The following is a 20794-nucleotide window of genomic DNA, read 5'->3' as shown; positions in this document are numbered from 1 at the left end:
TCTTATGATGAACACGACTCACATTCATCGATTTCAACAGTCGTCGAACGTGTATAGTAAATCGTCTTCATCCCAAGCTGCCATGCTTCCATGTGCATCTCGAGTAACTCTTTTGCTTTGATACTGTTTTTGACGTAGAGGTTAAAACTGATCGCCTGGTCAATGTGGCGTTGACGTGACGCATTTTGACGGATGCTCCACAGTTGATCAATCTCAAATGCTGATTTATAGAACCAGTTCGTCTCCGGCGTAAGGTCGGGAACGGTTACTGGAATCTTATAGTTTTTCTTTTCTTCCGCATAAACTTTTTTGTAGATCGGATCAATCGAAGCCGTACTGCCGGCGATGATTGCCGTCGACGAGTTCGGTGCGACTGCCATCAAGTAGGCATTTCGCATTCCGTATGCCGTGATGTCGGCTTGCAGGCGATCCCAATCGAGTTCAGCAGTCGTTTTGTAGTGACGGCGGGCGATGTACTCCCCTGTTTGCCACTCCGATCCTTCAAAGAGACGGTAAGCCCCTTTTTCTTTCGCCAGTTGCATCGATGCATCAATCGTCAAGTATGCGATTTTTTCGTAGAGACGATCGGCGTACTGAACAGCCTCGACCGATTCCCAGCGGATGCCTTCGAGTGCGAGCAGGTGATGCCAGCCGAATGTTCCGAGTCCAACTGCCCGGTATTTCTGGTTCGTGATCTGTGCTTGCGGCACATCAATCGTGTTGAGATCGATGACGTTATCGAGCATCCGCATTTGAATCGGAATCAACCGTTCCAAGACATCCGAGCGGACAGCACGCGCTAGTGCGATCGAAGACAAATTACAGACAACGAAATCGCCTGGCGTCTTGGTGATGATGATCTTGCCGTCTTCCGTGTACTCTTCCGTCACTGTCGTCGGACTCATGTTTTGCATGATTTCTGAACAGAGGTTCGACGAGTAGATCATGCCCGCATGTTTGTTTGGGTTGGCGCGGTTTACCGCATCGCGGAAGAACATGTACGGTGTACCGGTTTCGAGCTGTGACCGCATGTAACGTTTGACGAGATCGATGGCCGGTACTTTCGTCCGGCTCAGGCGTGGTTCATTGACACATGCTTCATATTTCTCCGTGAAGCTGCCACCTTGCTCCGTTTCATCAAACGAATCTTCCAGACTGAAGCCCATCACCGTCCGGATTTCATGGGGATCAAACAAATACCAGTCGCCTCGTGCTTCGACGGTCCGCATGAAATGATCCGGTAAGCTGACGCCTGTGAATAAATCATGTGTCCGCAACCGCTCGTCCCCGTTATTCAACTTCGCATCGAGGAATTCGAGGATATCCTTGTGCCAGATATCCAGATAAACGGCGATTGATCCTTGACGCATGCCGAGCTGATCAACGCTGACCGCTGTATTGTTCAACTGCTTCATCCAAGGAATGACACCGCTTGATACACCCTTGAATCCTTTGATGTCTGATCCGCGCGAACGGATTTTTCCCATATAGACACCGATTCCGCCGCCGCCTTTTGACAAGGTCGCGACATCCGTATTCGAGTCATAGATGCCCCGTAGTGAGTCATCGACCGTATCGATGAAACATGACGAGAGTTGACCGTACGATTTACCGGCATTCGACAATGTCGGTGTCGCAACCGTCATATACAGGTTCGAAAGCGCCCAGTACGATTCTTTGACGAGATCGATCCGGCGGTCTTTTGGTTCTGTCTGCATCAACGTCATCGCGATGATCATGAAACGCTCCTGCGGCAGTTCGTACAATTTCTTGACGTGATCGCGCGCTAAGTAACGGTCTGATAATGTCCGAAGTCCGATGTACGTGAACAGATGGTCACGTGACGGATCGATCGATGCCGCCAGTTCCTCGACTTCTTCTTTTGTATACGTGTCTAAGAGATGCGGTGTGAAGATGCCGATCTCCGTCAATTTTTCAATCAATGTGTAAAGTGAGCCGTAACGTTCATCCGCTGGATATCCGCGGTTTTCGCTCGCTTCAAGATATAACCGGTTGAGGTAAGTGGCTGTCGCAACAAACGTCCAGTTCGGTTCTTCTGCTTTTAACATATCAAGTGCATGCATGGTTAACAGTTCATAGACTTGATCCGCTTGTAACGTCTTCCCTTCGAGTGCCCGAATCGCCCGTTCTGTGTAACGCTCGACGTCCAGCTCCGAATATGATGCCGTAATCTGACGGATCACCGTATATACATCCTCTATTGTCATTGCACCTTGATAGATGCGTGCTGTATTCAGTGGAGATGCCACTATGAACCACTCCCATTCTCTAACTTTAAAATAGGTTCCGTTGTTTCAAAAAATGCGCTAAACTAAAAAAAGACGCCCTACATATAGGAAGAGTAATTTAATCATCACTCTATATATAGACGTTTTAGGCATTTCTAAACCTATTTATCTACAAGATATAGGTTATCACTGAATGACCAAAAAATAACCCCTTGCATTGAAAATCAGGTCAAACAAATTCAAAAAGGCTGACCACCGCCTTTTGAGATATATTGAGATAAGGAGTTTAATCGATTATGAGGTCAGAAGAACTCTTAAAAAAATATGATCCATTTCACCTAGGACAAGGAAATTATCCGACCGAAATGTCTGCTATACTAGTGCTATTGACGATTCATGATCAAGTAAGCCCACTTGCCACAGCGATCGGGTCTGTGTTTGAAGAATCGTTTGGTGAACAACCCGATCAGCAGGAATTAACTTTACTCGCAACGAACTTACTTTTATGTGAAGATTCGTGTGAACTTTGAAAGGAGACTTATTATGCAAGTTGATTACACACCGAACCCCAACTCAGTAAAAATCACCCTCGACGGAGATCGTTTTGGGGCGAAAAGTACAAGTGTCAAAAAAGGGGATACACCGGAAGACGCCTTACTCGCATCCCTCATTACAATCGACGGTATCGACAACCTCTTTGCATACGGTGATTTCGTCACCGTCACAAAAGAGGCAGATGCTGAATGGAATGACTTACTTCCAACAATCGAAGAACATATGTAAATATCTCACAAGGACACCTTGCACGTTACAGGTGTCTTTGTTCTAAGGAGACGACTCCCATGCCTACGGTCTCAGTCATCATTCCGACATACAACCGGCCACGTGAATTGCGTGAAGCCTTGACCGCACTGACAAAACAATTTTTTCAAGATTTCGAAGTCATCATCTTAAATAACAACGGCGACCGGCTCGAATCCGTCATCGCTGACTTTAACGGACAGCTGGCGATCACCTATGTCGATCTTCCGGAAAATCATCATGTCCGGGCACGCAATCATGGTGTCGCGCTGGCAAAAGGACGTTACATCCTCCTGCATGACGACGATGATCTGTTGTTGCCTTCGCATATCGAGGAAGTCGTCGGCGACTTGGAAGCCGGTGCCGACTTGTCCTATGCCGACGCTGAACTGTTCACTTATGACTGGCAACAGGATCACCGTGTCGTCCGGACGACGGAACCCTTCGCCTATCCGTATGACCGCGAAGGCATGAAGGAAGACTCGACGTATATCCCGTCCGGTTCCATTTACCGGAAATCCTTGCACGAAGAGCTTGGACTTTTTGATGAAGAGGTCTTCAACTATTGGGATTGGGACTGGATCTTACGGGTCGGCCAGGATCATCTCGTCCTGCACCCTGCCCGTGCGACTGTCCTGTATGCCTTTAATCCGTCCGGCAATCATGAATCCGCCAAACAGGATGCCTCACGTCGCGTCTATTTTGACCGCCTTGTGGAAAAACATGAACTGCCGACGACGGACATGAAAAATTTTCATATCGTCCAAGAAGAACGCCGCTCTCGTCTCCGTGAGACACGGCGGACGTTCAGCGGCCATTTGACAGAAAGTGAGTGATTATCGTGTATACAGATAAACAATTGGAATTACTTGAATTATTGACCCAGAATGGACCGATCGATCACGTCCTTGCTGCTCAGATGCTGGATCTGACGGAAGAGGACGTCTTGTCGTCGCTTGCGGCATTCAAAGAAGACGGCGTCCTGCTCGGCTACACAGCCGTCATCGATTGGCAAAAGATTCACGCCCATCATGGTGTGACGGCCTTTATCGATGTCAAAGTGACACCAAAACGCGGACGCGGCTTTGATGAAGTCGCGGAGCGGATTCATCGTTTTCCTGAAGTGACGTCGCTGTATCTGATGTCCGGCGCCTATGACCTGCAAGTCGTCCTCGACGGAAAATCCTTGCAGGAAGTGTCGCAATTCGTCTCTGAAAAGCTGTCGACACTCGACTCCGTCATTTCGACGACGACTCACTTCCGTTTGAAAACGTACAAACATGATGGTGTCTTGTTCAGCCAGGATGATGAGGACAAACGATTGAAGGTGTCACCATGAAGTCGTTATCAGAGCGTGTCGAACGGTTAGCGCCATCTGGCATCCGGCGTTTTTTTGATTTGGCCGGTTCGATGGAAGACGTCATCTCACTTGGTGTCGGCGAACCGGATTTCGTCACACCTTGGAATGTCCGGGAAGCCAGCTTCGCGGCACTAGAGCAAGGTTACACGGCATACAGCGCCAACGCCGGACTCGTCGAGTTACGTCAGGAAATCCGCTTGTACATGCAGGAGAAGTTTTCCATCGACTATCAGGTCAGCGATGAGATTATCGTCACGACCGGTGCTTCGGAAGGACTCGATTTAGCCTTTCGGACGTTGATCAATCCGGGAGACGAAGTCATCGTCGTTGAACCCGCCTTCGTGTCGTATGCCCCTTTGATCGAACTTGCTGGCGGTATTCCTGTTGCGGCTGCCTGTCAGGCGGAGAACGGGTTTACGATCCAACCGGAGACGATTGAAGAAGCGATCACGGAACGGACAAAAGCCATTATCTTTTGTTTCCCGTCGAATCCAACCGGGTCCGTCATGTCACGGGATCAATTAGCCGATCTCGCGTTGATTGCCAAAAAACATGATCTTTATGTCATCAGCGACGAAATCTACGCTGAACTGTCGTATGAAGATGAACCGACCTGCTTCGCGACCTTACCGGATATGCGCGATCGGACGATTGTCATCAACGGCTTCTCTAAAGCGTTTGCCATGACCGGCTGGCGGCTTGGTTTCACCTGCGCCCCTGCTGCCATCAGTCAAGCGATGCTCAAGGTCCATCAGTACGGAATGATGTGTGCACCAACCCTCGTCCAATTTGCCGGCATCGAAGCCTTGCGCTCCCGGCACAAGACGGTACCGGATATGGTCCGCAGTTATCGCCAGCGACGGAACTATTTCGTCAAGGCACTGAATGACGCCGGTCTGCCGACGCATTCACCGGGTGGTGCTTTTTATGCCTTCCCGTATATCGGCGGAACCGGTTTGACGAGCGAGGAGTTCGCGGAACAGCTGTTGCTTGCAGAACGTGTCGCAGTTGTCCCCGGTTCTGTCTTTGGCGCCAGCGGCGAAGGATATGTCCGCGCAAGCTACGCCAGTTCAATCGAGCAACTGCAACAAGCCATCCACCGGATTAACCGGTTTATGCAACAATTGAAACACCAGCAAACCGAACTATCGAATCGATGAAGTGAATCATCGAAAACGGTATCAACTGAATTGAACACAAAAAATAAGGACGGCAGAGCTAAAATCTGCTGTCCTTGTTTTTATGTTCACGTTTGGTTCATTCATCCACATGCAACACCAAAAACATCCGGTGGTCATCCTCGGCGTGATACGGTGAGACCGGACCAAGCTGAGGCGCATAGACATCAATCCGGTACGGCGCCTCCTTAAATGCTAACGGCGTCTGTTCCTTGATGAGCCGTCCGATCTCGTCCGCCTGTTCTTTGACGCTGATCAGGCTGTCACTCCGCTCGATTGGCGCCTCGATGACAAATCCAGCGATTCCTTCAATGCGGGCACAACGAACAAATCGGCGTAAGGACGGCAAGGCCGCCTCGATATGTGCCTCAAGCGGCAGATCTGCTTCATGGGCAGGTGCTCCCCACAGACGTTCTGTGTTTCCCGTGGCACTTCGGAAGTGATCAATCGTCAATTCCGTCACCGGATCCCGGGTCAACGCAAATCGTGCCCGGTCCCGCTGTCTGTTTTTCGCATTCGTTTGATCAATTTCTGTTAAGAGATCCAATTCAAGCGGTCGGGCCAACCGGAACAGCTCACGTTGCAGACGGGCCAGCGAAGTTCCGATCGGAATAATGTCTTCCGTCTTTTTCGGCGGTTTGTCTCCTTCATAACCGTTCATCACACGGGCGACTTGCCCCGCCTCATGGACGAGCCGGTAAAACGAGCCCTGTTCCTGATCGTGTTCTGTTCCGAGCTCCCGGTGTTGACCTGCCAAGTCTGTCACGTATTGATTCGACAGACACGTTGAGATCATCAGCACATCGACAAGTTCCGCTTTTAATGCCTGATGGTCGGCCGTCTCAAGCGCCTCGCCGACTTCGCCCACTTCCTCGATCAGTCGGGCCAAGCCGGACAATGGACGAAAGTATCCGCCGAGCGCCCGGATTGTCTCGTCAACCTTTTGTTGAAGACGTATCATCTCCTGCATCACGTTGCACCTCCGTCAATCCTTTCACCAGCTGCTCTTCTGTTTGTTGCTTGAATCGTCGGTTAAACTGTTGGTTCTTCCGCCATTCCCGGACCGCCAGTCCGCTGGCAACAGCGAGTGAGACGAGTAATCCAACTTCTTTTCGTTTCATGTCAATTCCTCCTCGTTTGAGTGATACGTTCTTTTGATAAACGTGATATGATGATGACATTCCATACATAGTAAGAGGTGTTGCTTATGTCGACTGAACGTTTGTGGCAATTAGCTCGTTTCCTTGGCGTCATCCTTGCCATCTTTTTCATCGGTTGGCTGATTATTCGCTTGTCTTCTTTCATGTACCCGTTCGTTTTCGCCTTTTTACTGGCTCTGTTTAGTCGACCGCTCGTCGACTTTTTCCAAAAGCGGCTCCGCATCAACCGAGGATGGGGTGCTCTCCTGTCCATCATTCTGATCAGTAGTCTGTTGATCGGATCACTCGTCCTCATCATCATGCAATTGATCCGTGGACTGGTGTTTGTCGCGAACCAGTTGCCGGCACAGATTCAAGAGCTCAGTCTTTATTTCCAAAAGCTCTACAATGAAAAATTGGCACCGATTTGGAATGATGCCTCAGAAGCACTCCGGTCGCTCGAACCGTCGCAACAAAATACGGTCCAAAACAGCATTCAATCGCTCGGCAGCTCGCTCGCCAGCGCGATCGGTGAAGGTTCCAAAAACATGGCCGGAATGCTGCAGACGATTTTAGCGACGCTTCCTTCGATTGCACTGATTTTGGTCATCGTGTTGCTCGCCTGGTTCTTTATCGCAAAAGATTGGCACCGGTATGAGATCCGTTTGAAACAATATGAGATGTTGCCGTGGTTCGCCCGTGCTGAATCCGTCGTCACGAGTCTCCGGTCCGCTTTGTTCGGTTATATCAAGGCACAGTTGACCTTGATTACGATTACGTTTTTCATCGTCCTCGTCGGACTGCTGATCATCGGCGTCGAACATCCCTTTGCGATTGCCTTCATCGCGGCATTTTTCGATATCTTGCCTTACCTTGGAACCGGCTCCGTCTTCTTACCTTGGATTGCCTATTCCATCGTGACCGGCGATACCGGACTGGCGATTGGACTTGGGATTCTGTACGCGCTCGTGATTTTGCAACGAAACATCATGGAACCAAAGATTGTCGGCGACAATATCGGGATTCAACCGATTACGGCGTTGATCGCCCTGTTTGTCGGAATTCAATTTTTCGGCGTGTTCGGCTTGATTTTAGGACCATTGGTCGCAGTCATCATCAAGGCCCTACACAATGCCCGAATCTTCCACTACCTCTGGTCATTTATCAAAGGATCACCTACACCGTTTCGGTGAAGGTGATCTTTTTTGGTAAGGCGGCATATAACGGCAGACCAGTGACGTCGAGCGGACGATGTTCCGGGACATACGAAACCGGTAATGTCGCTGCGACGGCAAGCAGACAGGCATCGACCCAGTCATCGGTCGCAACGCCCGGTACACGCAACTCCCAGTAAGGCGGACAGCCGTACCGGACCAAAAGTTCCGTCCGTTCGGCCAGCCCTTCGGCTGTCCGTTTATTGTACCGTGCGGGATGACCCGTCAGGCGGGCAAAACAGACTTCCGGATGCGATTCCATCATGCCCGCTTGGTAATGGGTCCGTACCTGGCGGATTTTCGGTAACAAATACCATGCTTGCTTCGATAGTCCAAGACCTGCCTGTTGCTTCGAATGGTCATTTGCCGCCTGATAATCGGACTGCTCGAGCGCAGCCAGCAATGGCGCATTAAACACGCTGCTCGTTCGCCCCGGCTTTAATTCTGCTCGCAGCAACTGATCGACCAGCCGGCGTTTGTTTTGTTCCAGTCCAATCGGCATATCAATGTAGATCGTCGTCCTGAGCTCGATTTCCGAAAGGGACAACGCCACCATCCAAGAAAACTGACCGTCTTTAATCGATACCGCCACCCAGCCGGCTTTCGCCGCGTCAATCCCGGTGACGTCCATTGGACTGCTCCCGTATCATTTTTAAGAGCGACAAAATAGTGAAGACCCCTAAAAAGGTCGCTGCGGCTAAAGCCACTTGATTACGTGAATCGAGGTACCAGACGATGCTGATGACGGTCAAAAGGACGAGTACACTGTTAAGCCGCATCATTTTTCTTGTTCGACGAACCGATACAGACTCCGGACCATGACACCGGTCGCACCTTTTGGACCAAGTTCAGACGCCGCTTTTTGCTCGGACGTCCCGGCGATATCGAGGTGGAGCCACGGCGTGTCACCAACGAATTCTCCGACGAAGGCACCGCCAAAGATCATATGTCCCATCCGTCCCGGTGAGTTGTTTAAGTCTGCGACATCAGAGCGACGGACTTGTTTGATGAACTGATCGACGTAGGGCATCTGCCAGATCATTTCGTTCGTTTCTTGCGTCACGGCTTCAAACCGTTCATATAATGCGGCATCGTTCGTCAAGGCGCCGGTGATTTCTGTTCCGAGAGCCACCAGGACGCCGCCCGTCAACGTCGCAAGATCGATGATCATCTTCGGTTTGTACTCTTTGGCGTAGGTCACAGCATCTGCTAAAACGAGGCGCCCTTCTGCATCCGTATTGAGGATCTCGATTGTTTTTCCTGCCATCGATGTGATGACATCATCCGGCTTAAATGCATCACCGGAAATCATGTTATCCGTCGCCGGAATGACACCTAACACATTTACATTCGGCTTCAGTTGCCCGAGCGCTTCGAACAATCCGAGAACAGCTGCCGCTCCCCCCATGTCACCTTTCATTCCGACAATCCCATCTTTTGGTTTAATCGAGTAACCGCCCGTATCAAACGTCACACCCTTACCGACGACGGCAATCGGCGCCTCATCGCCTGCACCTTTATATTCAAGGACAATCAATTTTGGCGGAATCGTCGACCCTTGGTTGACGGCAAGCAATGCGCCCATCCCGAGTGCTTCCATCTCTTCTTTTTCAAGAATCTGCAATTCATGTCCGTACCGCTCCGCGATGAAACGCGCTTCATCGGCCAAGGCGGGAGCCGTCAATAAATTCCCGGGCATCGTCACGAGACGACGAGCAAGATTCGTCGCTTCAGCCAGTGCCGCTCCACGTACGACGTCCTGTTCTCCCGCATCCGACCAGATCGTCAAGTCCAGCTCATACGTCGCATGTGTGCTCGTCTTATAATGTTTGACATCGTATGTAGCTAATCCGAATGCCTCCGCAATCAATTCGACCGGCTGATTCGGAAACGTCGTTGCGTCCACTGTCACTTTGGCGAGCTTCCGTGCTTTTAAGAATTGAGCCGCTTTCCCGAGTAACCGGCGAAGTGAATCCGTCGTAAGACCTTCTGCTTTTCCCAGACCAACGAATAGGACACGTTCGACCGTACCTGTCAGTGTCGGCAATAAACGCAATTCCCCTTGTTTCGTCGAGATGTCACCTCGGCGCACCCACTCATCCAATCGGTCCGGATAAAGTGACCGGATCCGCTCCTCAACCGGTTGGTTTCCTGAAATGCCGACAACGAGTACTTCGACATGTGCTTGTTGATCTACTTGATTCCATCGCATATGTGTGTCCCCCTTTAGTAATATGTATTAGTATGAAGCGTTTGATCTTATTTTCCAACTGATAGCCCCCGGAAACAATGAAACCGCTCTCATAAAAGACGTTCGTTAATTTGTCGATTTGGAGCGTTTCAAACAATTGTTGCCCGTTTCACAATGTGATAGGATTAAACAGGTGAAAAGGACAGGCACTTCTAGCAAACGGTCATTTGGCAACGACAGAAATGTCTACGTTTTCATTCAAAGGGAGAGTCCGCAAGCGACCCGTTAAGAGAGATGCGTTTATGGGTATCTATAGATAGCAAAGAAATGACGTCGCTGCGGCGAAAAAACTTACTGAAAAGAGGGTAATGCACATGGCACAGCATATCAAAGGAATTGGCGCTTCTGCAGGGATTGCGATTGCGAAAGCATTCGTAATGGAAACACCTGTCTTTGACATTCCGACGAATAAAATCGAGGACTCGGCAGCAGAAAAGGAACGTTTCCAGGCTGCAATCGTCAAATCGAAGGGTGAACTCGAAATCATCCGTGAAAACACGTTACAAGAACTTGGCGCAGACAAAGCAGAGATCTTCTCCGCTCACCTCTTGATTTTGGAAGACCCGGAAATCGTGAGTCAGGTCAACGCGAAGATCGACGATGAGAAAACGAACGCCGCTCAAGCACTTGATGAAGTGTCACAGATGATGGTCATGATCTTTGAGTCAATGGACAACGAATACATGCGTGAGCGTGCAGCCGATGTCCGTGACGTTACGAAACGGACGATGGCCCACTTGCTCGGCATCACGTTCGTCACGCCAGCTCAGATCAATGAAGAAGTCATCATCATTGCAGAAGATTTAACACCTTCAGATACAGCACAACTCAACCGGAAGTATGCAAAAGGATTTGCTACGAACATCGGTGGACGGACTTCGCACTCGGCGATCATGTCCCGTTCTCTTGAAATTCCGGCTGTCGTCGGAACAAAAGTCGTCTTGACGGAAGTCAAACACGGTGATTTCTTGATTCTTGACGGTACGGAAGGTGACGTCATCGTCAACCCTTCAAGCGAACAAATCGCAGAATATGAAGAAAAACGTTCAGCGTATATCGCTCAAAAAGAAGAGTGGAAAAAACTCAAAAACGAAAAAACAGTTACAGCGGACGGTCATCACGTCGAGCTCGCAGCGAACATCGGAACACCAAACGATGTAAAAGGTGTTCTCGAAAACGGTGCGGAAGCAGTCGGATTATACCGGACAGAGTTCCTCTACATGGACGCTGAAACGTTCCCGACGGAAGACGAGCAGTTCACGGCATACAAAACGGTTCTCGAATCGATGGGCGATAAAAAAGTTGTCATCCGGACACTTGATATCGGCGGCGACAAAGAATTGTCTTACCTCGATCTCCCGCATGAGATGAACCCGTTCCTCGGATACCGTGCGATCCGTCTTTGCCTGGATCAAACAGATCTGTTCCGGACACAACTCCGTGCCCTTCTCCGCGCAAGTGCCTACGGAAAACTTGCTGTCATGTTCCCAATGATCGCGACACTCGAAGAATTCCGTGCAGCAAAAGCACTTCTCTTGGAAGAAAAAGCAAACCTTCAAGCAGAAGGTGTGACGGTTTCAGAAGAGATCGAAGTCGGGATGATGGTCGAGATTCCGTCAACGGCTGTCATGGCGAAACAATTCGCAAAAGAAGTCGACTTCTTCTCAGTCGGAACAAACGACTTGATTCAATACACAATGGCAGCTGACCGGATGAATGAAAAAGTTTCGTATCTCTACCAACCATTCAACCCAGCGATCTTGAACTTGTTGAACAACGTCATTACAGAAGCACACAAAGCAGGCAAATGGGTCGGCATGTGTGGTGAGATGGCTGGAGAAGAACTCGCTCTCCCGATCCTCCTCGGACTCGGACTCGACGAATTCTCGATGTCAGCTTCATCTGTCCTTCGTGCACGCAGCTTGATGACTCGCTTGAACAAAGCAGAGTGTGAAGCAATCGTCGAACAAGTACTCGATATGGACACAGCGGAAGATGTCGTCAACTTCCTCAGCACGACATTCGATATCAAAAAATAAGGTGTTTCGGACACGTCCCATCTCGGGGCGTGTTTTTTTGTCGCGTTAACAAAGTATCCTCTTTTCCTTGTACTTTGTGCGGGAAATCGGATTAACCTACGTCGAAATCATTCCTCTTTGCACTCGCTTTCCTCAGGCGAGACACAAGCCAGTTTTCCTGCCCCGTATGGGCAGAAAAGCGGGTCTTGTTTGTCTCTGACAGCGCAGTTTACACTTGCGCTTTTTCCTGTAGGAGTCTCGTGCATCGAATGATTTCGAACAACAAAAAAAGGAAAGCGGATTTTGACATCCACTTCCCTCTCTTCTGTTAATGCTTATCTAACTAGTTTTATCGACACATTATGCTTGCTTCGTTTTTGGTCGTTCGCCTTGCCCTTCTTTTAAGGTTGGTCGTTCATTCCCCATCAAGAACACAAAGACGACACCGAGCACTGCTGGAATCAATGCCCATAAATAGACGGACGAAATCGATTCTGCAAGTGACGACTTGATGGCGTTCGCTACTTCCGGCGGCATCTTCGCAAGAGCCGAAGCCGTCGGGAATTGTCCGCCATCCGGTGCGTTCCCGTTTGGCAACTGTTCACTGATCGTCGATGAGAACGTCCGGGATTGGATGATCCCAAGAACCGTCACCCCAAGCGTCATCCCAATCGTCCGAAACGTGGACCCCATCGAAGTGGCAGCTCCCCGACGTTGCATCTCAATACCGTTGATACTCGCCAAGTTGAGTAACGAGAAACTGAACCCGACACCAAAACCTAAAATGATCATGTACATCGTGATGGCTGTTCTCGATGTTTCAACGGACATCGTGCTTAACAGATAGACCCCTAACAAGAAGAAGACGGCCGAGACGAGCATGACGTTTCGGAATCCGTATTTATTCGGCAGACGTCCGCCGAGTTGTGCCGAGACGACTGATGCGATCAGCATCGGCATCAAGATCAAACCGGAATTGGTCGCACTTCCACCAAACACTCCTTGCACAAAGATCGGGATGAAGACACTGGCAGAGATGAAGACAAATCCGTAAAAGAACGCCACCCCTTGTGTCGCCGCAAACAGTTGGCGTCTAAATAAACTGAATGTAATGACGGGATCGGCCGCCCGACGTTCGATGAAACCAAAGACGATGAAGGCGACAAGTGCTGCACCGAATAATCCTAAAATTTGCGGTGAACTCCAGGCGTAATCTTTTCCGCCCATCTCAAGCGCCAATAAGAACAGGACTAAACCTGCGACTAACGTCACCGCTCCGGCATAATCGATTTTTTGCGTCCGGTGAACCGGTGATTCCTTGTAGAACAGCGAGACGAGCGTCAACGCCAATATGCCGAGCGGGATATTGATGTAAAACACCCAACGCCAGTTGATGGCATCGGTCAAGACTGCACCAAGCAACGGTCCGAAAATACTTGAAATTCCGAAGACGGCACCAAATAATCCACTGACCTTCCCCCGCTTTTCCGGTGGGAAAATATCAAAGATGATCGTAAACGCGATCGGCATCAAAGCACCGCCGCCAAGACCTTGAACGGCACGATAAATGGATAATTCAATGATCGAATCCGCCATTCCGCACAGTATACTGCCGGCGATAAAAAGTAACATCCCGAACAGGAAAAATCTTTTTCGACCATACATATCACTCAACTTACCAAAAATCGGCATGCCGGCGACGGTCGCAATCATATAGGCGGAAGTCACCCACGCATATTGATCAAATCCGTTCAATTCACTGACAATCGTCGGCATCGCCGTCGCAACGATGGTATTATCCATTGCTGCCACTAAAATCCCGATCAATAAACCCAACACGACATAACGTGTTTTCGTCGAAGTCGTAGCCATCGACTCACCTCTCCCTTGAAAAAATAGCTAATCTTCATAATAGCTTATTCATTGTATCATCATATGTGCAAATTCTCATTACTGAATGTATAACAACAAAAAAAGACACGTTCTCTCCAAAAGAAGAGATCGTGTCTTGCGGAAATCACTTGATATCATACGACATTTTTTCGCCGGCTTCGACTGTTTTTCCAACATCGACCGAGACTTTCCGGTCGCCGCTGTTTGTGACGATGATTGGTGTCAGGAGTGACGGGACGAGTGGTCGGATTTGTTCCAGATCGACGCTTAACAACGGCGAACCTGGTTCGACCCGATCGCCCGCTTTCGCAAGGGCTTCAAATCCTTTTCCTTCAAGCGAAACGGTATCAATGCCGATATGAATCAAGATCTCGTCTCCATTATCCGCAAGGATGCCAATCGCGTGTTTAGTTGGGAAGAAGGTTGTGATTTCACCCGAAACCGGGGAAACGACATATCCTTCTGTCGGCTCAATCGCATAACCGTCTCCCATCATCCGTCCGGAGAAGACTTGATCCGGTACGTCATCGAGCGAACGAATCACACCGCTCAATGGAGAAACATAACCGTCACTCGGTACATAAGCACCGTCTGTTCCGGCTAAGCCCGACCGGTCATCGGTCCGTGCTTCCGCTCCCGTCGGCACTTGTGGAATCGGATCTGCTTCCGGTTTGACCGGCGGTTTATAGTTCGGATCGTTCATGATTTCTGCCATCTCGGTCTTGATGCCATCCGACTTCGGACCGAAGATCGCTTGTACGTTGTCTCCGACTTCAAGGACACCCGCGGCACCCAACTGTTTCAACCGCTCTTTGTTGACGCCCGACTTATCGTTGACGGTAATCCGGAGCCGCGTGATACAGGCATCCAAGTGTTTGATGTTCGAGGCACCGCCAAAGGCTTGCAGAATTTCATACGGCAATTCGCCTGCCGTTGCACTTGATGTTGCAGCTCCTTCCTGAATCGCTTCGCGTCCGGGAATCTTCAAATCGAACTTTTTGATGACGAAGCGGAAACCGAAGTAGTAGATGACCGCGAAAGCAAGTCCAACCGGTATGACAAGCCACCAGGAGGTCCGGTTCGGTAAAATACCAAATAACGTGTAATCAATTAATCCCCCGGAGAATGTCATCCCGATCTTGACGTTCAAAATGTCCATGATCATGAACGATAATCCGGCAAAAACAGCGTGAACCGCAAACAACAATGGTGCCACGAATACGAATGAGAACTCAACCGGCTCGGTGATCCCTGTCAAAAATGATGTCAGGGCAGCGGAGAAGTATAACCCTTCGACCGCTTTCCGGCGGTCTTTTGCGACGGTATGGTACATCGCAAGACAGGCAGCCGGAAGTCCGAACATCATGAACGGATATTTACCGGTCATGTATGTCCCGGCTGTGAACGGAACCCCGTCTTTCAACTGGGCGAAGAAAATCCGCTGATCCCCGTTGACGATCGTACCGGCTTTATCCGTATATTCGCCAAACTGGAACCAGAAACTTGAATACCAAATGTGGTGCAGACCAAACGGAATAAGAGAACGTTCGACTAATCCAAAGATGAAGGCAGATAACGTTTCATTTGATTCGATGATCGTTTTCGAGAACGTATTGATTCCCGTTCCGATCGGCGGCCAAATGTAAGACAGCGCAAAACCAGCGACTAAACTAAATAGCGCTGTAGCAATCGGGACAAACCGTTTACCGGCAAAGAATCCAAGGAAGTCCGGCAATTTAATTTTAAAGAATTTATTATAGCTGTACGCCGCTATCAATCCGGCGATAATCCCTCCGAATACCCCCATTTGCAGGGTGGGTATCCCTAACACGGTGGCATACGATAAGTCACTTGACTGCTGTGCTTCTGTAATCTTTTCCGGTGTAATCTGTAAAAACGAACTGATGACCTTGTTCATGATCAAGAATCCAACAATCGCGGCTAACCCTGCGACCCCTTCACCATTCGCAAGACCAATCGCAACCCCGACGGCAAACAATAATCCTAGATTGGCAAAGATGATATCCCCGGCATCCTGCATAACCCGCCAAATGACGACCAGTGCGTCATTTTCGAGAAACGGAAGATACTGCGTCAGATTCGGGTTTTGAAACGCCGTACCAAACGCCAGGAGAAGCCCCGCTGCCGGTAGGATCGCAACCGGTAACATCAACGCTTTACCGATCCGTTGCAACACACCGAACACATTTTTCCACATCAGTGATTTCCCTCCTTTTTTTGACCAGACTACTTAGTTCATACCCTTAATGTTTCTCGTACAAAACTATTTGTTTCATATTTATTTCCAGAAAAAAAGAACCTTTCCGAATCGGAAAGGTCCTTTAGCGCATTAGACTGATTTTTCTTGTTTACGTGAGTTGATGACCGCTTGAATTTCAGATTTAATGTTATCTGATTTTGGTCCGTAGATTGCTTGAACGTTGTTACCAACCTCAAGAACACCTGCCGCACCTAATTTTTTCAATTCGTTTTTATCAACTTTTGATTTATCAAGAACTTCAACACGAAGACGTGTGATACATGCGTCAAGGTGTTTGATGTTTGATTCAGAACCGAGTGCATCGAGGATACCTGCTGCAAGCTCAGATCCTTGAGCCATTGACGTTTCTTGTACTTCGTCTTCACGACCTGGTGTTTTCAAGTTGAACTTGCGGATTGCGAAACGGAATCCAACGTAGTAAACAACTGCGAGAACAAGACCGACGACGATGACGAGCCACCACTGCGTACGTCCTGGAAGGACACCGAAGAGAAGGAAGTCAATCAATCCACCTGAGAATGTCATCCCGATTTTAACGTTCAAGAGTTGCATTGTCATGAACGAAAGACCTGCGAAGACTGCGTGAACTGCGAACAAGATTGGAGCAACGAATAAGAATGCGAATTCGATTGGCTCTGTGATACCTGTTAAGAAAGCTGTAAGTGCTGCTGATCCAAGAAGACCACCAACGACTGCGCGACGCTCTGGGCGTGCTTCGTGGTACATTGCAAGTGCTGCTGCTGGAAGACCGAACATCATGAACGGGAATTTACCAGTCATGAACGTACCAGCTGTTAATTCAACGTTATCTTTTAACTGAGCGAAGAAAATTGCTTGGTCACCACGAACCACGTCTCCTGCTGCATTCGTGTACGAACCGAATTCGAACCAGAATGGTGCATAGAAGATATGGTGAAGACCAAATGGAATCAATGAACGTTCAATGAGACCAAAGACGAATGCTGCAAGCGTCGGGTTTTTCTCCATCATGAAGTGGGAGAATGTGTTCAACCCGTCTTGAGCGAACGGCCAAACGAAAACAAGTACAAGACCTGCGAACAATGAAACAACTGCTGTAACGATTGGAACAAAACGTTTTCCTGCGAAGAATCCGAGGAACTGCGGCAATTCGAGATTATGATACTTCCCGTAGGCCCAGGCGGCGATTAAACCGATGATGATACCACCGAAAACCCCTGTTTGAAGCGTTGGAATACCAAGTACGTTGGCATATCCTTGACCATTTGACACCATTTCTGGTGTAACGCCGAGCCAAATGCTCATCGTTTTGTTCATGATCAGGAATCCGACGATGGCAGCAAGTCCGGCTGCGCCGTCTCCTGCTAATCCGATCGCGACACCGACGGCGAATAAGAGTGCTAAGTTACCGAAGATGATATCTCCGGCTGCTTCCATCAATTTTGCAACCTTGATGATTGCATCATTTTTTAAGAACTCGAGTTTTGACGTCAAGTTCGGATTTTGCATGGCGTTACCGAATCCGAGTAAGATACCGGCAGCAGGCAAAATCGCAACAGGAAGCATCAACGCTTTACCAACACGTTGAAGAACAGCAAAAATCTGTTTGAACATGTGTGTTTCCTCCTTTTGATGTAAAAACTAAAAATAATGAATAATACCAATGACGGGTTGAAAAAAGTCAGACATCCGACCGATTTTTACAGAAAAAAATCAGGCACAAGCGGATTGTAGACAAAATACACTTATCCCGCGAAAAAATTCTAACGGAAATAAACCATTTTGCCCGACATCCCACTCATGCCTGATCGTATCAGTAACACGTAGTCCGTGCGGTCATTTACCTAAATCGTACTGCACTAAGCGTTGCAGATGCATCGTAAGATACGTCGCTTCACCGCGCGGTACCGCTTTCTTCAGCTGACGTTCCATGATGGACATCAGCTCCCAAGCAGTATCATAGCACAGCGGATATTCTTCACGCAATAGCTTTTCTACTTTTTCTGGCGCCTCTAGATACTCCCCATTGGAAACCCTTTCAATCGCCGAACGCAAGTGGCGGATTAAGCGCTTGTAATCCAATGATTTTCGATCGATTTTGATCTGCAACCGTTGCTCGATGTGACTGGCAATCAATCCGACCAATTGATGATGCCGGTTCACTTCAAGAACATCCTTGAAGTTCGTCGCCGAATGGATGTGGAGGGCAATAAATCCTGTTTCGGCCGGTGGTAAATAAAAATTCATCTCCGCACTGATAAATTCAACGATTTCTTCTGCCAGCGCATATTCTTCCGGATACAACGCTTCCGTTTCCGCGAGAAACGGATTCGTCACTTCCATCCCTTGCTCCAAGCGTTTGAAGGTAAACGTCAAGTGATCCGTCAATCCGATATGAATATGTTCATCAACACGTTTTCCGAACCGTGTCTCAATCATGGAAACGATCTCGTTCATCAAAGCGATGAAGTTTTCATCGAGATGCCCGACGAGTGCTTTGTACTGCGCCTGCTCGTCTTTATCTTTTAACGTATAGACTTTTTCCAGCTTCTCAAGATCCGTTAGTTGATCGCCTGGCTTCCGACCGAAGCCAATCCCTTTCGCGAGGATAATGACTTCCTGATTCGCACCAGTCGAACAAATGACGACATTATTATTCAAGACCTTGATAACGTGGTACATTTGTTTATCCATTCGCTCTCAACCCTATCTGCTCTTACACATTTTTTTAAAAAGACACTGTTTTTATTATAACGTGTTTTAACGCACTAAAAAAGTCTACTTACTCAAGTAGACTTTAAAACATTTGGTAACCGCTTTTACGCAGGAAGCGAATCGACATACCGGCGATGATGATTCCGGCAAGACCGGCTGCAAACATCGTGACATCTGCCGTCTGCAGACCCATGATTCGTTCACCCAGATTCGGAATCGCTTCGCGTGCATTCGTGAAATAATCAAGCGTCGATTGATTATCAATCATCATGATGATGATCAGCGGATACAACACAAGCATGATCCACGTACTGCGTAACAACATGTTTAAGATAAAACCGATACTAAAGAACATGACGAGATAAAGAACACTCCCGATCACGGCTTGAATGATATGCATACTGTTCCCCCTTTGAATCTCTTTTAGTATAACCGACAAAAAAGGCAAATGCACGAGTGTACATTTGCCTAAAACGTGAACTTAGAATTTACCTTTTTTGATGGCAAGACCAATTTTTTTGAGCTCAAGGAAATGCTTGTTGTCGATGACTTTTTTCATGAATGATGCATTGCGACCGTAAATCTTCTTACCGAAGACCATGCCGATGCCGTCTTTATGACCAAGTGAAGCGACCGTTCCTTTGTTCTCGTATGTGAATGTCGATGTTTGACGTCCACCGATCAGTGCCGAGATGTTCTCAGCCACTTTGTGTGCTTGTTGTGTCGCGATCTGAGCAGTCGGCGGGTACGGACGGTTTGAAGCCGGATCCATAACAGCTGAACAGTCACCGATCATGAAGACATTTTCATGTCCAGGAACACGGAGGTCTTCTGCGACGACGACACGGTTACGCATCGCTTCAAAGCCAGATGCTGCAACAACCGGGTTACCGCTGACGCCACCTGTCCAGATGATTGTGTTCGCTTCGATCGTTTCTGTTGTGTCACCTTGGAGCGGTCCGAATGTCACACTGCCCGGTGCACATTCCTTGATGCCGTTACCGAGTTTGAACTCGATACCTTGGCGCTCAAGCCATTTGTGTGCGTAGTTGACGAGATCCGCATCAAATCCAGGAAGGACCGTTGGAGCCGCTTCGATATTGACGACACGAACGAGTTCGCGTGGGATATCATATTGTTTGCAAAGTTCCGGAATCCGGTTGACGAGTTCACCCATGAACTCAATACCCGTAAATCCAGCACCACCGACGACGATCGTCAAGAGTGAACGGTTTGTTGAACCCGTTGTTTTGTACTCTGCGAATGAGTAGTCGATGTGTTCCTTGATTTTTCGGACACTGTTCAATGAACTGATCGTTAGAGCGTTCTCTTTCAACCCTTTAATGCCGAATGTTTCAGGAACGCCACCAAGCGCCACGACGACATAATCGTAAGGGACTGTTCCACCGTCGACGAGCTTCACTGTGTTGTTTGCCGTATCGACCTTCTCGACGATACCTTTGACAAGTTTGACACGTGAAGGATTGATGACATCATTGATGTAGATACGCGCTTGTTCAGCAGACATCGTTCCTGCTGCTGGTTCGTGTAACCACGTTGTTTGGTAATGATAATCGTGTTTGTTGATTAAAGTGATGTTCGCTTGGTCAACGCCAAGTTTTTTTTGAAGGTTGACTGCTGTGATCAATCCACCGTAGCCGGCTCCAAGAATAACAATGTTTGGTGTGTTCATGTTCTGATACCCCTTACGCTTAA

Annotated in this window: 19 protein-coding genes; 7 read left to right on the top strand and 12 right to left on the bottom strand. The window is 48.7% G+C overall.

From position 1 onward, the window contains the following. Positions 1 to 2 precede the first annotated feature (2 nt). Complete coding sequence (locus tag P397_RS0105045; protein ID WP_028105828.1) at positions 3 to 2270, bottom strand: ribonucleoside-diphosphate reductase subunit alpha; 2268 nt, start codon at positions 2268 to 2270, stop codon at positions 3 to 5. Positions 2271 to 2545: 275 nt separating this feature from the next. Between P397_RS0105045 and P397_RS0105040 the strand changes: the two genes are divergently transcribed. From P397_RS0105040 to P397_RS0105020, 5 genes are read left to right on the top strand one after another with little or no spacing between them, the layout of a single operon-like run. Next, a complete protein-coding gene (locus P397_RS0105040) occupies positions 2546 to 2779 on the top strand; it encodes a DUF1871 family protein (RefSeq protein ID WP_026832262.1) in 234 nt (77 codons plus the stop codon). A gap of 13 nt (positions 2780 to 2792) precedes the next feature. Further along, entirely contained in the window at positions 2793 to 3032 is a 240-nt protein-coding gene (locus tag P397_RS0105035) for a NifU N-terminal domain-containing protein (RefSeq protein ID WP_026832261.1), read from the top strand. 59 nt (positions 3033 to 3091) lie between these two features. After that, the gene (locus P397_RS0105030) at positions 3092 to 3886 is read left to right on the top strand and encodes a glycosyltransferase family 2 protein (protein WP_028105827.1); all 795 of its coding nucleotides are present in this window, start codon (positions 3092 to 3094) and stop codon (positions 3884 to 3886) included. Positions 3887 to 3888: 2 nt separating this feature from the next. Then, the gene (locus P397_RS0105025; protein ID WP_152539602.1) at positions 3889 to 4389 is read left to right on the top strand and encodes an Lrp/AsnC family transcriptional regulator; all 501 of its coding nucleotides are present in this window, start codon (positions 3889 to 3891) and stop codon (positions 4387 to 4389) included. Next, a complete protein-coding gene (locus P397_RS0105020) occupies positions 4386 to 5570 on the top strand; it encodes an aminotransferase (RefSeq protein ID WP_028105825.1) in 1185 nt (394 codons plus the stop codon). Before P397_RS0105025 ends, P397_RS0105020 begins: the two co-directional genes overlap by 4 nt. A gap of 97 nt (positions 5571 to 5667) precedes the next feature. Here P397_RS0105020 and P397_RS17555 read toward each other — a convergent pair whose 3' ends face one another. Together P397_RS17555 and P397_RS0105010 are read right to left on the bottom strand one after the other, a co-directional pair. Beyond that, entirely contained in the window at positions 5668 to 6558 is an 891-nt protein-coding gene (locus P397_RS17555; protein ID WP_235183946.1) for a MazG nucleotide pyrophosphohydrolase domain-containing protein, read from the bottom strand. Next, entirely contained in the window at positions 6524 to 6709 is a 186-nt protein-coding gene (locus tag P397_RS0105010) for a hypothetical protein (protein WP_026832256.1), read from the bottom strand. The genes P397_RS17555 and P397_RS0105010 overlap by 35 nt, the downstream gene beginning before the upstream one ends. Positions 6710 to 6795: 86 nt before the next feature. Between P397_RS0105010 and ytvI the strand changes: the two genes are divergently transcribed. Continuing rightward, positions 6796 to 7920: a sporulation integral membrane protein YtvI gene (gene ytvI / locus P397_RS0105005; RefSeq protein ID WP_028105824.1), complete on the top strand. Its 1125-nt coding sequence runs from the start codon at positions 6796 to 6798 to the stop codon at positions 7918 to 7920. Here ytvI and P397_RS0105000 read toward each other — a convergent pair. Genes P397_RS0105000 through P397_RS0104995 form a run of 3 tightly spaced genes read right to left on the bottom strand, consistent with a single transcriptional unit; the run spans position 7904 to position 10153 of the window. Next, the gene (locus tag P397_RS0105000) at positions 7904 to 8572 is read right to left on the bottom strand and encodes a DUF429 domain-containing protein (RefSeq protein WP_028105823.1); all 669 of its coding nucleotides are present in this window, start codon (positions 8570 to 8572) and stop codon (positions 7904 to 7906) included. The genes ytvI and P397_RS0105000 overlap by 17 nt on opposite strands. After that, positions 8553 to 8720, bottom strand: coding sequence for a hypothetical protein (locus tag P397_RS17910; protein WP_156508406.1), 168 nt, complete (start codon positions 8718 to 8720; stop codon positions 8553 to 8555). The genes P397_RS0105000 and P397_RS17910 overlap by 20 nt, the downstream gene beginning before the upstream one ends. Next, complete coding sequence (locus P397_RS0104995) at positions 8720 to 10153, bottom strand: leucyl aminopeptidase (RefSeq protein ID WP_028105822.1); 1434 nt, start codon at positions 10151 to 10153, stop codon at positions 8720 to 8722. Before P397_RS0104995 ends, P397_RS17910 begins: the two co-directional genes overlap by 1 nt. 353 nt (positions 10154 to 10506) lie before the next feature. Between P397_RS0104995 and ptsP the strand changes: the two genes are divergently transcribed. Further along, on the top strand, positions 10507 to 12231 hold the full coding sequence (gene ptsP / locus P397_RS0104990) for a phosphoenolpyruvate--protein phosphotransferase (RefSeq protein ID WP_028105821.1): 1725 nt from the start codon (positions 10507 to 10509) through the stop codon (positions 12229 to 12231). Between the two features lie 339 nt (positions 12232 to 12570). Here the strand turns inward: ptsP and P397_RS0104985 are convergent, their stop codons facing one another. From P397_RS0104985 to P397_RS0104960, 6 genes are all read right to left on the bottom strand, one after another. Next, positions 12571 to 14082: an MDR family MFS transporter gene (locus P397_RS0104985; RefSeq protein WP_028105820.1), complete on the bottom strand. Its 1512-nt coding sequence runs from the start codon at positions 14080 to 14082 to the stop codon at positions 12571 to 12573. Positions 14083 to 14227: 145 nt separating this feature from the next. Then, on the bottom strand, positions 14228 to 16321 hold the full coding sequence (gene ptsG, locus P397_RS0104980) for a glucose-specific PTS transporter subunit IIBC (protein ID WP_026832250.1): 2094 nt from the start codon (positions 16319 to 16321) through the stop codon (positions 14228 to 14230). Positions 16322 to 16453: 132 nt separating this feature from the next. Then, positions 16454 to 17977, bottom strand: coding sequence for a glucose-specific PTS transporter subunit IIBC (gene ptsG / locus P397_RS0104975; RefSeq protein WP_028105819.1), 1524 nt, complete (start codon positions 17975 to 17977; stop codon positions 16454 to 16456). Positions 17978 to 18199: 222 nt separating this feature from the next. Next, the gene (gene glcT, locus P397_RS0104970; RefSeq protein ID WP_026827654.1) at positions 18200 to 19057 is read right to left on the bottom strand and encodes a glucose PTS transporter transcription antiterminator GlcT; all 858 of its coding nucleotides are present in this window, start codon (positions 19055 to 19057) and stop codon (positions 18200 to 18202) included. 103 nt (positions 19058 to 19160) lie between these two features. Next, entirely contained in the window at positions 19161 to 19478 is a 318-nt protein-coding gene (locus tag P397_RS0104965; protein ID WP_026832248.1) for a YuiB family protein, read from the bottom strand. Between the two features lie 81 nt (positions 19479 to 19559). Beyond that, on the bottom strand, positions 19560 to 20771 hold the full coding sequence (locus tag P397_RS0104960) for an NAD(P)/FAD-dependent oxidoreductase (protein WP_026832247.1): 1212 nt from the start codon (positions 20769 to 20771) through the stop codon (positions 19560 to 19562). Between the last annotated feature and the right edge of the window lie 23 nt (positions 20772 to 20794).

The sequence above is a fragment of the Exiguobacterium undae DSM 14481 genome, from assembly GCF_000620805.1.
Lineage (GTDB): Bacteria > Bacillota > Bacilli > Exiguobacteriales > Exiguobacteriaceae > Exiguobacterium_A > Exiguobacterium_A undae.
The sequence above is the reverse complement of the archived record's forward strand: the minus strand, read 5'-3'. Positions and strand labels throughout refer to the sequence as shown.

Coding starts and splice junctions, on each gene's coding strand:
- P397_RS0105040 (WP_026832262.1), top strand. CDS start 2,546: ATGAGGTCAGAAGAACTCTTAAAAAAATATGATCCATTTCACCTAGGA.
- P397_RS0105035 (WP_026832261.1), top strand. CDS start 2,793: ATGCAAGTTGATTACACACCGAACCCCAACTCAGTAAAAATCACCCTC.
- P397_RS0105030 (WP_028105827.1), top strand. CDS start 3,092: ATGCCTACGGTCTCAGTCATCATTCCGACATACAACCGGCCACGTGAA.
- P397_RS0105020 (WP_028105825.1), top strand. CDS start 4,386: ATGAAGTCGTTATCAGAGCGTGTCGAACGGTTAGCGCCATCTGGCATC.
- P397_RS17555 (WP_235183946.1), bottom strand. CDS start 6,558: ATGCAGGAGATGATACGTCTTCAACAAAAGGTTGACGAGACAATCCGG.
- P397_RS0105010 (WP_026832256.1), bottom strand. CDS start 6,709: ATGAAACGAAAAGAAGTTGGATTACTCGTCTCACTCGCTGTTGCCAGC.
- ytvI (WP_028105824.1), top strand. CDS start 6,796: ATGTCGACTGAACGTTTGTGGCAATTAGCTCGTTTCCTTGGCGTCATC.
- P397_RS0105000 (WP_028105823.1), bottom strand. CDS start 8,572: ATGGACGTCACCGGGATTGACGCGGCGAAAGCCGGCTGGGTGGCGGTA.
- P397_RS17910 (WP_156508406.1), bottom strand. CDS start 8,720: ATGCGGCTTAACAGTGTACTCGTCCTTTTGACCGTCATCAGCATCGTC.
- P397_RS0104995 (WP_028105822.1), bottom strand. CDS start 10,153: ATGCGATGGAATCAAGTAGATCAACAAGCACATGTCGAAGTACTCGTT.
- ptsP (WP_028105821.1), top strand. CDS start 10,507: ATGGCACAGCATATCAAAGGAATTGGCGCTTCTGCAGGGATTGCGATT.
- P397_RS0104985 (WP_028105820.1), bottom strand. CDS start 14,082: ATGGCTACGACTTCGACGAAAACACGTTATGTCGTGTTGGGTTTATTG.
- ptsG (WP_026832250.1), bottom strand. CDS start 16,321: ATGTGGAAAAATGTGTTCGGTGTGTTGCAACGGATCGGTAAAGCGTTG.
- ptsG (WP_028105819.1), bottom strand. CDS start 17,977: ATGTTCAAACAGATTTTTGCTGTTCTTCAACGTGTTGGTAAAGCGTTG.
- glcT (WP_026827654.1), bottom strand. CDS start 19,057: ATGGATAAACAAATGTACCACGTTATCAAGGTCTTGAATAATAATGTC.
- P397_RS0104965 (WP_026832248.1), bottom strand. CDS start 19,478: ATGCATATCATTCAAGCCGTGATCGGGAGTGTTCTTTATCTCGTCATG.
- P397_RS0104960 (WP_026832247.1), bottom strand. CDS start 20,771: ATGAACACACCAAACATTGTTATTCTTGGAGCCGGCTACGGTGGATTG.